We start from the raw sequence: 13,428 nt of genomic DNA, 5'->3' as shown, positions 1-13,428 counted from the left end.
CCTTAATGATGCTGGGTCACGGTAAGTAATCTGATTCCATCAGCGCTTTGCTCGTTCTGTAACCCATAAAAACGAGCTCTGTCCAGAATGCCAGCCGCCCAGCGGCGATGTGTGGCGGGTTCACACATTGCTCCCTGCGACTTAAACACGGCCTGGGTAGAGTTCAGGATCCGCAGAGCGTCAGAATGCTCACCCTGAGTGACCATCAGCGCGTTTTGAATGACCTCTATCTGACCCGGGTGAATGGCCGTTTTCCCAACAAGCCCATGTGCCATATCAAGAGCCAGCTCTCTGGCCATTACGGCATGATCGTCAATATGCTCACATACGGGCGCGGTCAGGGCAAAATCACGCGGGCCGAAGACCGAAACGAGCATTTTGATGACGTAGCCCATCGGGCTGTCATACAGCGTCAGGTCCCGGGGACGGCGAAGCGACACAACGTTCATAAGATCGTTGCCGCCGATTCGAAGCGCAATAATGCGGTCGTGGCAGGGATGTTCCACCAGACGGGTGGCCAGCTCCCGCATCTGAACCACGTCAAAGACGTCTTCTGTTTCCAGCGTTGGCATCATGCACAGGTGAGTCCCGCCCATGATATCCCACCATTCAGCTAACGAACTGAGGGTAAATTTCGGCAACACAAACCCGTCGACAGCGGAAAGATCATAATGCGCTTTTAACCATCTGCCCATTTCGGCATGCCGGGGGCGAATGAACACCAGAGGCCAGTCATTTTTACCCAGGCTATGCATGCTGTTACTGAGCTCGTGCAGCAGGTGCTCCAGATTTTTGAGGGCGACGGGGATGTCTGCTTCACTGACAGCATCCTCCAGGCAAATCACCAGAGAGCGCAAACCCGGGATTTTCCCGTGCAGGACGGCATCAGCAATATCTTCCCGTGTTGCAGGCATGTATAGCGTGGCTCCCAGATTCCAGGGAGAAAGACGATTTTTCATCAAAGTACCTTCTTGATAATGGTTACAGCCCGATACTGGCCGAGGGTTCCCCCCATTTCTGTAACAACTATTCCCTTTTCACGAGCAAGCCCTACAAGCAAGGCAACGTCCGGGTCGTCAATAGAACGCACAAATACATGGTCCGGTACCCGACGTAATACAGCCCGGGTTGCTTCAGCAATACCGGGTTTTATACGATTGACGCTGTCCACTTTAAATTCATCGGCCAGGAACGCGATAACGTCGCGACTTGTCTGCCATAAGATCCGGGCTGACTCCGTATTCCAGCTCAGGGGAGCGAGGGATGACGGGGTTAACTTCTTACGGAAATGAGCGACGGTATCGACAAGCATCCGGCTGCATTCGAATTCACTGAGATGCTCGCAAACCATGCACCCGTGTAATCCTTCAGAGGACCACACTGACCGGGAGATCAGGCCTGACACCGGCGCACCCATGATGCCAAAAGGAATGAGCCAGTCATCATCACTGGCTGCAAGCCAGGAGCAGCCACAGGGATCGGCCAGGACAACCAGTCGCGGCTGCTCAGGATAGCCCGGGCGATCTTTCAGTGCGCGTACAAGCTCTCCGGTAATTGCGCCTTTACCTGTCCATCCGTCAACAAAGACAATACCGCTGGTACCATGCCGCTCTTCAATGACGTCGAGGGCTGCACCGTCAATTCCACGATCCCGGATAATGCTGATACCGTAATGCCATGAGGTTTTCCCCATGTCACGCAGGGCCTGGTGCAGCATAACGCCGAGCGGCACGCCAGCCCTGACAAGACTGGCCAGTACAATGGGCTCATCACCAAAGCGTTTGGCCAGAGCAATAGCGAGCTGTGTGACTTCTTTTGCAAGTCTCTCTGCGCCCCGATCCAGCGCCCGGTGAAACAAATCAAGATGCCATTGTGTTGGCGCTGGCTCCTGACTGAGCATGTCCGAATAATGTTTCTTCCCTGACTGAATCAGCTCTTCTTTTTGCTCAACCGGCGTCATCTCAATGACAACCGGCTTTAGCAGAAATTCCACGTCACCGGGCTGGTATGAGCCGGTAAATGTGTCATGTGGCTGCATTTTAATTTTCTCCAAAAATTCGCTGTGAAATGGCATCTGCAAACTGACTCTGACGCGGGATGCCAAACCAGCTGCACAGTTTCATAAAACGATGATCGCTCAGGCTGTCGCCCAGGCCAATTACGGGGAAGACTCCGCGTTCAGCCCGAAGTTTTTCAAGCAGCCATCTGACGGCCAGCCCTTTCTCAACCGGGGTGGGAAGCCAGGCCACGTTATTACTGTTGCGGTGGATGTAGAAGCCCTCGGTCGGAAACACCGTTTCTATCTCATCTGCAATGGCATTGAGCTCGTCAAGGCGGGTGCTGTCGCGGTGCTTCATCACCATATAAACCGCCGTTTCACCGTATTCGAAGTTCAGCCTTGCCCAGGCATTGATCCCTTTTGCGTCCATCATTTCAGTGATCAGACGCTGCATCGATGTCAGCTTTTCCTGGTAGGGAGCCAGCTGGCCAAGCATATGGGCCTTCCACTCCTCGTCGGGTTTGCCTTCAGGCGTGAGAATGACGGCCCCGTGCGTGGTGATTGCCCAGGAGTGGAAAGGGATCCGGACGCGGCTGATTTCTTCAGTTCCCCGGGCGGTAACAGGTATGAGTTCAGCCTGCTCCAGGAGCCAGTCCACCAACATGGACTGTTCTTCCGTCATAAAGCTTCGTGGATTCAGGGTGCGATCAACGGCACCGGTACGGAATGGCTCCAGGGCCAGCTCGTCCACCATTTTACGACGGGTCTGAAAGAGCGTGTCGTCAAGGTCGCTCAGAACAACGGGTTTATTCATAGGTAACAATCTCCACGACGGGCGCAACCTCAGCCAGGGCTTTAAGAAGCTGCGTGTCAATACTTTCTGCGGGTGTCTCAGTACACACAAGAATACGGTCAAACTGCTGGTGGGCGACGTTATAGACAAAATTGGGGATGCCCAGCCCGTAGTTATCCGTAAAGGAAATGGCGGACTCAATGGCATAACCAACGGCGATAGGGGAGCGGGTGGTCGAACCATAAAGTGCCTGTGCTCCGGCAGCTTCGAGCCGTTCAGCAAGCAGGAACGGCTCCCAGACGAATTCCCCGGTCCCGAGAACCAGAATACGTTCCCCCTTGCGGACGGAGACCTCATGGCCGAGATCGGCCGCAGGTGCGAGCATCCCCAGTCGACCCCAGGACTGTTTTCCCAGGATGTCCCATTCTCCGCGTGAAGTTACGTTGACTTTCGGCATGTCCGGGACAGGTGCATCAGGTAATGGGGTCCATCCCCACTGACCGCTTACAAGCGAAACCGAAGTGACGGGCAAGGATGTGCGCTCCGACAGGGCGTTGCTACTCCAGTCGGTAAGCGTAACGGCGATAACCTGTTCAATATGTTGAAGCTTGCCGGTATTACGCAGGGCAGAAAGCAGGTTAATAAAGGTATTACCGGTGGTTGCCTCGTCATCAATCAAAACCAGCGTTCGTGCGTTGGTAACACGACGTCTTTTCTCTTCATCATCTGGCAGATAGATCAGATGATCGGTGGCGTGGCTGTGTTCTTCCTTGAACTCGCAAAGTAACGTGCCATCAACCGGGTGACGGGTAGAGGTCAGATAGACAGATTCACGATGCTGGTGGCGCACTTCATCAAACACACCGGCCCCTAGCCCAACGGCGGTTTCAGCCATACCGATAAAAAGTACGGGCCCTGTCAGCGTTGCGGGGAACTGGCTGGCAAGCTGTCTGTAGGCCTGCCGCATGACTGAGGGTGGCACGGGAATGTGCCTGCCGAGTACTTTGCTGACAAACAGAAAGGCGCGTTTCGGGTTACGTCTTTCAGCGATATCAAACAGGTCATCGAGCGAAACATCACCCTGGTCGCGGGTTACCTGTATCGTACCGCATGAGAGGGTACGGCGATAAATCATATCTTCGAGGGTATCAGACATAAACACGCCTTAATTCAGATGGTTAGAGAGTGATTCCGGGTAAACGATGACATCTGTGATGGATCTCACTGCAACCGGAGAAAAGGTATTTCTGGCGCTCTGGATCACCGCATCTTCAGACATCAGACCGAGCTTAAAGGCAGCAAACAACCCGGGAAGGTTCACCCCGCTGTGAAGGGTATAACCCACCCCGCCTGACGGACGCATGTTGGTTTCAAGCAGCACCGGGTTGCCATTCACATCGTTTCGCGTCTGAACATTCACCAGCCCGTCGGCCTTCATAACCCGGGCGCAGTCACAAGCCAGTTCCCAGGCGCTTCCTTCGTTTACCAGATACTGGATAGCCCCTTCCTTACGGCGTCCCACGGCTGCGAGTATTTCGCCCTTATCCGCGAGGATATCGACGGAAAATTCCGGGCCTGGCAGGTACGGCATCAAAACAAGGGGTTTAAACGACTCAGAAGCCGATGCTGCTGCAATATACTGTTGCGGACTGACCAGACGATGTTCGGGATGATTAAAGACGGCCATGGGCGAAGCACTGTCATCAAAGCGCCAGAATCCCATGCCATAGATACCCGTCACCGGCTTCACGCATACCGGGCTGTCCGAGAACGGCGGGGCCGCGAGGTGCGTCTTTAATTCTGCCAGCGTATTCACCCGCCAGGACGGTACGACCGGGAGCCCGTTTTGCTCCATAAACTGAGCAAAAGTAACTTTTTCGTCAGCCAGAGTTAACCAGTCGACGCCTGTTGCACCGGTAGTAAGGGTGGCTCCGGTCGATTCAATGGCTGAACGGTGTTCTTCAAACCACTGGCTGTTACGGCCAGTATGAATATGGTGGATGCCGTAGGTCTGAATGGTTTCCTGAATAAACTGAAGACGTTTTTGAGGATCTTCAGGTTCAGTCAAAGAATAATCGGCAACGGAAAGAATTTCATGTCTTTCGTTACGGTGGGAGGCAAATACGGTAATAGCAAAATTATTTTTTTGTGCAAATGATTTTACCCCCTGAATAATATCTCGCTGGGAGGACAAACCTTCCATAAACCAAATTTTCTTGTTCATTTTTTTTAATTATCCGGAACGCCATGCAAATTTATGATTGAGAAGTGAGTCTATGAGTGTCTACGCTACATGTCAATCATAATATGATTAATAACTTCAGTGGTTATGGAGTGCGTCAGTGTTTTTTTTAGTGCCTTATAACGTATTGATATTTAAATTAAAAATAGAAAAATGAACACCATGAAAAGGATTTATTTTTGTGTTTTTGAAGAAAACTACCAAAATTTCCCTTGTCAGAGAACTTCATCATGATATGATTTTCTTCGTCAGTTACTAAATATACCTTTGATTGTCTCGGTCATTACCATTTTAAGGAATAAAACATGGTTTCATTAGTTAAGAACCAGACGGTATCACTCAGCAAAGAATCATCTGCATTAAGCCAGCTTCATTTCGGTCTCGGTTGGGATCCGGTTAAGAAAAAAGGTCTTCTTGGAGGATTGTTTGGAGGCAACGACTCAATCGATCTCGATGCTGGCTGCGTATTAATGGACAGCACCGGTAAAACAATTGACACCATCTGGTTCCGCAAACTGGAATCCACCTGCGGCGCTGTTGTGCACAGTGGCGATAACCTGACCGGTGAGGGTGACGGTGACGATGAGGTGATTAAGGTCAACCTCTCCCGACTGCCTGCAAACGTTGAATACCTGGCGTTTACGGTAAACAGCTTCCGTGGTCAGTCGTTCAATGACGTCGAAAACGCGTTCTGCCGCGTTGTCGATCAAACCGGCAAAGAGCTGGCTCGCTACAAGCTGACTGAGCAGGGCTCACATACCGGGATCGTTATTTCTTCGCTGCGCCGTAATAACGGCAACTGGGACTTTACCGCCCTTGGCCATGCCTGTCGCGGCCGCACAATTGACGATATGCACTCCGATATCGTTTCAGCGGTTATTCGCTAATGAACCTGACGCCGGGGGGCAATGCCCCCGTTCCAGCCCAGGAGTTGCGGGTCCGGATCACCTCGGGCGGCCAGGTGGATGCTTCGGCGTTTCGCCTGTATGCCGACGGGAAGGTGCAGGGTGATGCGGACATGGTGTTTTATGGTCAGCCACGTAACGATGATGGTACCGTCAGCCTGGTCAGTGAAGGCCAGTACTCAACCTTTACTGTCGCGCTCAACCGGCTGAAACCTGATGTCCAGAAAATTGCGTTCACCGTGACCTGTGACGGTGGGCAGACGGTGTCCGGTCTTCGTAATCTTTCCATCGACGTGGAGCAAGGGGCTACCGGCCTGGTTAGCGGCAGTGTCGAACTGAGCGGCCGTCAGGAAGCAGCCTTAATTCTGGGTGAATTTTACCGTCGTAATAATGACTGGAAATTCCGCTTCGTTGCGCAGGGGTTCAACGGTGGACTTAAACCGCTGGCAGAGCATTTCGGCGTAAATATTGCCGACGAACCGGCTCCCGCAGCCCCGACTCCTCCGGTTGTAACCCCTCCGCCAGTTGAGACAAAAATCAGCCTGAGCAAGGTATCGCTGACAAAAGAGAAGCCTGCAATCAGCCTGACCAAACGGGATAACTTCGGTGAAATCCGGATCAACCTGAACTGGCACCGGGGCAGCGGCAAATCAGGCTTTGCAGGCATGTTCGGCTCCAAAGGAATCGACCTGGATCTGGGGGCCTTTGTTGAGCTTCAGGACGGGTATAAATCGGTCATTCAGGCGCTCGGTAATGCATTCGGTAATTATCGCGATGAACCGTATGTTCAGCTCAAGGGCGATGACCGGACGGGTGATGTATCAGACGGCGAGTGGCTGCATATCAATGGACGTGAATGGAAGCATATCCGCGAAGTGCTGATTTACGCCTTTATTTATGAAGGTGTTCCCAGCTGGGACAAGACTGATGGTGTGGTCACCATTCATGTGCCGGATCAACCGCCCATTGAGACCCGCCTGACCGAAGGTGAAAACCGTCGCACATTGTGCGCCATTGCCAGACTCGTAAACGAAAACGGCGCAATTAAAGTCGAGCGAATTAACCAGTACTTCAAAGGCCAGGACGAAATGGACCGGGCATTTGGCTGGGGATTTCGCTGGAGCGCCGGTTCTAAATAACACAGCAACAAAGGAAACAGGTATGAGCTTTTTCGACAAGGTAAAAGGTGCCATTAACTCTGGCCGGGACGAACTGACCCGCCAGGTTGGTCGTTTCAAAAACAAAAAATTTATGCACGGCACCGTTGCTGTATGTGCCCGTATTGCCGTATCGAGTGACGGCGTGAGTTCGGAAGAAAAGCAGAAAATGATGGGCTTTCTTCGCTCTTCAGAAGAGCTGAAGGTCTTCGATACCAATGAGGTGATCGAGTTCTTCAATAAACTGGTTTCAAGCTTCGATTTCGATGTTGAAATCGGCAAGGGCGAAACCATGAAATACATCCTGGCGCTGAAAGATCAGCCTGAGGCCGCTCAGCTGGCCTTACGTGTTGGTATTGCCGTTGCGAAAAGTGACGGTAACTTCGATCAGGACGAGAAACTGGCCTCCCGCGAGATCGCTATCGCGTTGGGCTTCGACCCGGCTGAATTTGGCCTCTGATCCACATCCCTAAGGGTAAAATATGGTTTCCACACACATCGGCTTCCCGACTGAAACGGTCATTGTTTTCATTGCGCTTTCAGTCGGTGCCATCTTTATTGACCTGTTTATGCACCGTGATGACAAGCCCATTTCCCTGAAGAGTGCGGCGCTCTGGTCCGTATTCTGGGTTGTGGTTGCGATGGCATTTGCCGGTTTCCTCTACATCCACCACGGTGCTGAGGTTGCCAGCCTGTTTGTAACGGGTTATGCGCTGGAGAAAGTGCTGTCGGTCGACAACCTGTTTGTCATGATGGCCATCTTCTCCTGGTTCGCCGTTCCTGATCGTTACCGCCACCGTGTTCTCTACTGGGGGATCATTGGTGCCATCGTCTTCAGGGGCATCTTTGTCGCCATCGGTACGAGCCTGCTGAGTCTGGGGCCGTATGTTGAAGTTGTCTTCGCTATCATCGTCGCCTGGACGGCGGTCATGATGCTTAAAAGCGGTGATGACGATGATGAAATTGAGGATTATTCCCAGCATCTGGCTTACCGCATGGTTAAACGCTTCTTCCCTATCTGGCCGAAGCTCAGAGGTCATGCTTTCCTGCTTAACCAGAAGGAAGTGGATGCCGAACTGGCGAAACCAGAAAACAGCGATGTCACCATTGGCCGTGGTAAAAAGGCGGCGCTGTATGCGACCCCTCTGTTCCTGTGTGTGGCCGTGGTTGAACTCTCGGATGTTATGTTTGCGTTTGACTCGGTACCGGCAATCATTGCCGTCAGTCGTGAACCGCTTATCGTCTATAGTGCCATGATGTTTGCTATCCTGGGCCTGCGTACTCTGTACTTTGTCCTTGAAGCACTGAAACAGTACCTGGTTCATCTGGAGAAGGCCGTTATCGTGCTGCTGTTCTTCATCGCGGCAAAACTGGGCCTGAATGCGACCGATCACATTTGGCATCATGGTTACAGCATCGCGGCGACAACCAGCCTGTATGTTGTACTGGGTGTTTTGGCGCTGGGCATTCTCGCAAGCGTCATGTTCCCGGGCAAACCTGAATCTGAGGAAAAGGGGAGCTGATCCCCTGAAGTGTTAACCTGAACAATTACTAATCGAAGAGGTTATTTTATGAGTGTTTCTCTTTCCAAAGGCGGGAACGTCTCCCTGAGTAAAGCAGCTCCGTCAATGAAAAACGTCCTGGTGGGCCTTGGCTGGGATGCGCGTTCAACAGACGGTCAGGACTTTGACCTGGATGCTTCAGCATTCCTGCTGGCCGCAAATGGCAAAGTGCGCGGCGATTCAGATTTCATCTTCTATAACAACCTGACGTCATCTGACGGTTCCGTAACCCATACCGGTGATAACCGTACCGGTGAAGGTGATGGTGATGATGAATCGCTGAAAATTAAACTGGACGCCGTCCCGTCTGATGTTGACAAGATCATCTTCGTTGTCACTATCCATGATGCTCAGGCTCGTCGCCAGAGCTTTGGTCAGGTATCCGGTGCGTTTATTCGCCTGGTCAATGACGATAACCAGACTGAAGTCGCTCGCTACGATCTGACCGAAGATGCGTCCACTGAGACTGCCATGCTGTTCGGCGAGCTGTATCGCCACAATGGTGAGTGGAAATTCCGCGCAGTGGGCCAGGGTTATGCTGGTGGTCTGGCATCTGTATGTGCTCAGTACGGCATTAACGCGTCCTGATCGAAAAGTAACTTTTCACCCGGGGCTGTTAATGCAGCCCTCATTCAACTGTTTGCAGGAGCTAAAAATGGCAGTTTCTCTCGTAAAAGGCGGCAACGTATCTCTGACCAAAGAAGCACCAACCATGAATATCGCTATGGTTGGCCTCGGCTGGGATGCCCGTGTAACTGACGGTCAGGCTTTTGACCTGGACGCTTCCGTGTTCGCAGTAGGCGAAGACGGTAAAGTGCTGTCAGATGCGCATTTCATTTTCTTCAATAACAAAACCAGCCCTGATGGCGCGGTAGAGCACCAGGGCGACAACCGTACCGGTGAAGGCGACGGTGACGATGAGCAGGTCAAAATCGATCTGACCAAAGTCTCAGCAGATATCAAAAAACTGGTGTTTGCCGTTACCATCTATGATGCAGAAGCGCGTAAACAAAACTTCGGCATGGTGAGCAACAGCTTCATGCGCGTTTACAACAACGACAACGGCACGGAAATTGCCCGTTTCGATCTGTCTGAAGATGCCTCAACCGAAACCGCTATGGTCTTCGGTGAACTGTATCGTCATGGCGCTGAGTGGAAGTTTAAAGCTGTCGGTCAGGGCTTTGCCGGTGGCCTGGCGGCTCTTGCCTCCCAGCACGGCGTTAACATCTAAAACAACGCTGAATCATACCCCGGCAATGCCGGGGTTTTTTTTGGTTGCGATCCGCTTTCAGGAGGGAGTAGTAGAAAGGGGACTGGAAATTTCAGAAAGCAGGTCATGTTAATTCAGACCTGAGCCTTTTAAAGGCAGGAAACGGATTTATCTCTGGTTGCTGGTTAAAGCCGGTATTCCGTGCCTTTTATCAACAGAATGCCCCTCTGATATATGTTACTTTTGCGGTTTATGAAGGAACGGGATCTGGAACATAAGATACCCGGTCAATCAAAATTCCAGTTCAACAGGTATAGAAACTTCAGCGTGATGAAATATGGTGTCACACCATATATACGCCTCACCAGAAATCCAGCGTCCTGAACTAAGCCTGGGGAACATATATAAGCGCTGCGCTTTAAAAATAATCAAAAATCAGGAGAGTTAATGTGAATCTACAATCCGGACAAAACATACCGCTTCAGCAATCTGCGATCAGGCTGAATCTTCAGTACCCTGCCAAATCCGGCTTTAAAGGCGAACCCGATACCTGCCTCTTCCTGCTTAATGCTCAGGGAAAGGTAACCGGCGATTCTGACTTTATCTTTTATAATAATCTGTCTTCTCCTGAAGGGGCAGTAAAGCTCGTTACCGGTTCTCAGCAGTCCAGCATTGAGATAGCACTGGATCGTGTTCCGGCGAACGTCAGTAAGATTGCGATCACCGTTGTCATTGATGGTGAAGATACTATCAGTGGGCTCAGTTTATTGAGCATTCAGGCTCCTGGTATCGCTGATTTTCAGGCTGAGACTCAGGGCCGCAGTGAGAAAGCAATCATCCTGGGTGAAGTATATCGGCACAATGGCGCCTGGAAGCTTCGTGCGCTCGGGCAGGGTTTCAACGGTGGTCTTGAGCCTCTGGCCATTAGCTTTGGCGTTGATGTCGCACAGCCAGCTCCGCAGCCAGCAAAGCCTGCTCGTATCAGTCTGGAAAAGAAACTTGAAACCAGATCTCCGCGCCTCGTAAGCCTCGCTAAAAAAGCCTCGGTCAGTCTCACTAAAAATAAACTGGACACCCTTGAGGCAGCGGTTGCATTTGTACTTGACGCATCCGGCTCAATGAGTGGCCAGTTCAGTAAGGGCAACGTTCAGTCTGTGCTGGACCGCATCGCCGTTCTTGCCGCCCAGTTCGACGACGACGGTGAAATGGATGTCTGGGGATTTGGAGAGAAGCACAAGAAGTATCCAAACGTCACACTGGACAACCTGGACACATATATTCAGTCCATTCGCGGGTCTGGAAAGCGTTCAGCCTGGGAGAACCTGCCGGGACTTGGTGGGACAAACAATGAGCCCCCTGTGATGGAAGAAATTGTCGACTACTTTAAGGACTCGAAAATCCCGGTATATGTTGTATTTATTACCGATGGCGGGATCAGCAAGACCCGGGCGATTAAAGATGCAATCCGGCGTTCTGCCAACTACCCCATCTTCTGGAAGTTTGTCGGCCTGGGTGGTTCAAGCTACGGTATCCTCAAAAATCTGGATGACTTTACTGACCGCCGGGTTGATAACACCCACTTCTTTGCCATGGATGATTTCGGTTCGATCAGCGATGAAAAGTTATATGATAATTTACTGGAAGAATTCAGACCGTGGATCGATGAAACAAAAAGGTTAGGCATCCTGTAATACGCACAGTTTTCGCATGGTTAAAGGAGCTCTACAGCAGCTTAATACTGTAGAGCCTTTGTTCACTGGAAATCGTACAGGGAGGAGCATATGGACCGCATCAAGTACCTGAAATGGATAGCTGAAGAATCACCAACTGATGATGAAATCGACAACTACGATAGTATCATTAGTCGGGGCGCAGAAAGGGCCGAGAAGGTTCAGTTGTCTTTAAGACGTTAATATACGGGAGTTTAAATGTTCGCAGAAATCAAAGATAATTATTCGTTAGGTGGATAAAGAAAGGTTGCCATTACCAGCTTTCGACGAGTCGAAAATAAAAACCTTATTTATAGTGACAGGGAGTATGAGCTGACGCTTGCCAATGGAACAATAATTAAAAATGTACTTAGAAAAGAAGAGTGGGAACTGTTAGAAAGCAATTCAATTAAGGTTATATTATAACGAAAATATATTTACAGTTTTGGATAGGTTTCAAACGAGTCCGGACATTTGTACCTGAAGTATCTGACATTACAGTTAAGTGACGATTATGCCAGCACGTCTGTTGCTGGCAGCTTAGCTATCGGTCTAAAAGCTGATCCATTAATAATTCTTCGTAAAGCCCAGAGGTATCGGGCTTTATTACAATATCCGTTATTTCGAAGCGTTCAAGTACAAATTGCAGATATTCCGGAGTAACGTAGTAGGGATCAGGTTCAGCCAGATTAGTATAGAGTGGGTCTTCTGCTGCATTAATGTCATAATCAATGCACATATGAAACCACTGCAAAGGTGGATCCCAGCCTAACATCACCTGAACAATTCCCTGATTGCTTTTCACCTCATACCAGTGCTGGCTCATACTTAGTCCTTAAGAAAATTTGTCATCGGAAAATAACACGAAGCCTGCATCATCGAGGCGCATAACCTTCTTCCCTTAACGCCTGTTGTAATTTATCAACTGCGCTTTTCATTACCCAGGCTTCTTCGTCACTCACAGCACAACCACGTAGATCGCTCCAGCTCAGACGTTTAACAAATTGAGCAAGGGCCATAGTTTCGTTCTCATCAAGCCGCAAACTCAGTGTCTCAATACCTTCCACAATCTAACCTCCCTTATAATGAAAAATGGCGCTTTACTTCTGACCAGATGCCGAAGCCTTGAATGCAGCCGGAACTGTCGTTGTTTCTACTTTACAGAAATGGAATTAAAAAGTGGTGATGCTGGGCACGTTTCTTTTCCAGCCGGGGTTTAAGCCAGAGCTGAAACTCATTCAACTTCTCAGCAGCCAAAACCGCTTCAACGGGGAAAACTTTATATTTACCCTGTTGCTGAGGTTCACCCAGCCATCGCCTGATGGCTCCGTCAGTCCATAAACGAGTCTCTTTTAGCCTAGTTACAGTGACCCATTTTCTGGACCATTCATCAAATTGTCGCTGGCGATCCCGATAACGTTGTTCTTCCTGCTGCCGAAGCCACTCGCGATCAACAGCAAATTTTCGGTATCCAACAAAGAGCCCTTGTACTTTGGCCATGTCATATTCCGGTTGCTTAGAGTTACTCATTCAACCAAAACCTAAACGTCGATACAAACTCTGTTTCATAACCAGGGTTTTATCCTTACCGCGACAGTAAGTAACAGGGGCTGCATAAACCGGTCATTTAGTCCGTTATGCAAAAATTATTGAGGATCCGGGCTGTTAAACTGTTCTTCCTCTTTCGCTTCCGGTGAAAAGGGGAGGTGTCACCCTGCGAGCCCGTGTAGTGAAAGGGATTCGTCGTAATACAGGCCAAAGGCTAACATGACCGCAAAGGACGCCCGGGCGACCGGATACCTGCCGGGTTGTGCGATGTAAAATCCGGAAGCAGTGATAACACAAACAGGC

Annotated in this window: 16 protein-coding genes; 8 read left to right on the top strand and 8 right to left on the bottom strand. The window is 50.5% G+C overall.

What is annotated here, in order from left to right; genetic code table 11:
* Nucleotides 1-2: 2 nt before the first annotated feature.
* Genes LDB27_RS22685 through LDB27_RS22665 form a run of 5 tightly spaced genes read right to left on the bottom strand, consistent with a single transcriptional unit; the run spans nt 3 to nt 5,016 of the window.
* A complete protein-coding gene (locus tag LDB27_RS22685; protein ID WP_000797366.1) occupies nt 3-959 on the bottom strand; it encodes an HpcH/HpaI aldolase/citrate lyase family protein in 957 nt (318 codons plus the stop codon).
* Nucleotides 959-2,038, bottom strand: a complete 1,080-nt coding sequence (locus LDB27_RS22680; protein ID WP_001182411.1) for a cysteine protease StiP family protein — start codon at nt 2,036-2,038, stop codon at nt 959-961. Before LDB27_RS22680 ends, LDB27_RS22685 begins: the two co-directional genes overlap by 1 nt.
* Before the next feature lies 1 nt (nt 2,039).
* Complete coding sequence (locus LDB27_RS22675) at nt 2,040-2,813, bottom strand: hypothetical protein (protein WP_001040059.1); 774 nt, start codon at nt 2,811-2,813, stop codon at nt 2,040-2,042.
* Nucleotides 2,806-3,948 (bottom strand): phosphoribosyltransferase domain-containing protein, encoded by a 1,143-nt coding sequence (locus LDB27_RS22670; protein WP_001285478.1) that lies wholly within the window; start codon nt 3,946-3,948, stop codon nt 2,806-2,808. Before LDB27_RS22670 ends, LDB27_RS22675 begins: the two co-directional genes overlap by 8 nt.
* Nucleotides 3,949-3,957: 9 nt before the next feature.
* Nucleotides 3,958-5,016, bottom strand: coding sequence for an ATP-grasp domain-containing protein (locus tag LDB27_RS22665; protein WP_001035162.1), 1,059 nt, complete (start codon nt 5,014-5,016; stop codon nt 3,958-3,960).
* Nucleotides 5,017-5,339: 323 nt separating this feature from the next.
* On the opposite strand from LDB27_RS22665, the gene LDB27_RS22660 reads away from it, so the two are divergent.
* From LDB27_RS22660 to LDB27_RS23860, 8 genes are all read left to right on the top strand, one after another.
* Entirely contained in the window at nt 5,340-5,921 is a 582-nt protein-coding gene (locus LDB27_RS22660) for a TerD family protein (RefSeq protein ID WP_000254136.1), read from the top strand.
* Complete coding sequence (locus tag LDB27_RS22655) at nt 5,921-7,078, top strand: TerD family protein (RefSeq protein ID WP_001054787.1); 1,158 nt, start codon at nt 5,921-5,923, stop codon at nt 7,076-7,078. Before LDB27_RS22660 ends, LDB27_RS22655 begins: the two co-directional genes overlap by 1 nt.
* 22 nt (nt 7,079-7,100) lie before the next feature.
* Nucleotides 7,101-7,556, top strand: a complete 456-nt coding sequence (locus LDB27_RS22650) for a tellurite resistance TerB family protein (RefSeq protein ID WP_000007448.1) — start codon at nt 7,101-7,103, stop codon at nt 7,554-7,556.
* A 22-nt stretch (nt 7,557-7,578) separates the two neighbouring features.
* Nucleotides 7,579-8,619 carry a tellurium resistance membrane protein TerC gene (terC, locus tag LDB27_RS22645; protein WP_000255079.1) on the top strand — a complete coding sequence of 347 codons (1,041 nt, stop codon included), beginning with the start codon at nt 7,579-7,581 and terminating at the stop codon, nt 8,617-8,619.
* 48 nt (nt 8,620-8,667) lie between these two features.
* A complete protein-coding gene (gene terD / locus LDB27_RS22640; RefSeq protein WP_000116677.1) occupies nt 8,668-9,246 on the top strand; it encodes a tellurium resistance membrane protein TerD in 579 nt (192 codons plus the stop codon).
* A 67-nt stretch (nt 9,247-9,313) separates the two neighbouring features.
* A complete protein-coding gene (locus tag LDB27_RS22635; protein ID WP_000301242.1) occupies nt 9,314-9,889 on the top strand; it encodes a TerD family protein in 576 nt (191 codons plus the stop codon).
* A gap of 428 nt (nt 9,890-10,317) precedes the next feature.
* On the top strand, nt 10,318-11,559 hold the full coding sequence (locus tag LDB27_RS22630) for a vWA domain-containing protein (protein ID WP_001053338.1): 1,242 nt from the start codon (nt 10,318-10,320) through the stop codon (nt 11,557-11,559).
* 90 nt (nt 11,560-11,649) lie between these two features.
* On the top strand, nt 11,650-11,781 hold the full coding sequence (locus LDB27_RS23860) for a hypothetical protein (RefSeq protein ID WP_000374059.1): 132 nt from the start codon (nt 11,650-11,652) through the stop codon (nt 11,779-11,781).
* A 340-nt stretch (nt 11,782-12,121) separates the two neighbouring features.
* Here the strand turns inward: LDB27_RS23860 and LDB27_RS22625 are convergent, their stop codons facing one another.
* From LDB27_RS22625 to LDB27_RS22615, 3 genes are all read right to left on the bottom strand, one after another.
* Complete coding sequence (locus LDB27_RS22625) at nt 12,122-12,403, bottom strand: hypothetical protein (protein ID WP_000077926.1); 282 nt, start codon at nt 12,401-12,403, stop codon at nt 12,122-12,124.
* 49 nt (nt 12,404-12,452) lie between these two features.
* A complete protein-coding gene (locus LDB27_RS22620; RefSeq protein WP_000398480.1) occupies nt 12,453-12,644 on the bottom strand; it encodes a hypothetical protein in 192 nt (63 codons plus the stop codon).
* Nucleotides 12,645-12,735: 91 nt separating this feature from the next.
* Nucleotides 12,736-13,077, bottom strand: a complete 342-nt coding sequence (locus tag LDB27_RS22615) for a hypothetical protein (protein ID WP_001151575.1) — start codon at nt 13,075-13,077, stop codon at nt 12,736-12,738.
* Nucleotides 13,078-13,428: the final 351 nt, after the last annotated feature.

The organism is Salmonella sp. JXY0409-18, assembly GCF_020268625.1.
Classification (GTDB): Bacteria; Pseudomonadota; Gammaproteobacteria; order Enterobacterales; family Enterobacteriaceae; genus Salmonella; species Salmonella enterica.
Note: the sequence above shows the minus strand (reverse complement) of the source record. Positions and strands in the feature narration are given on the sequence as shown.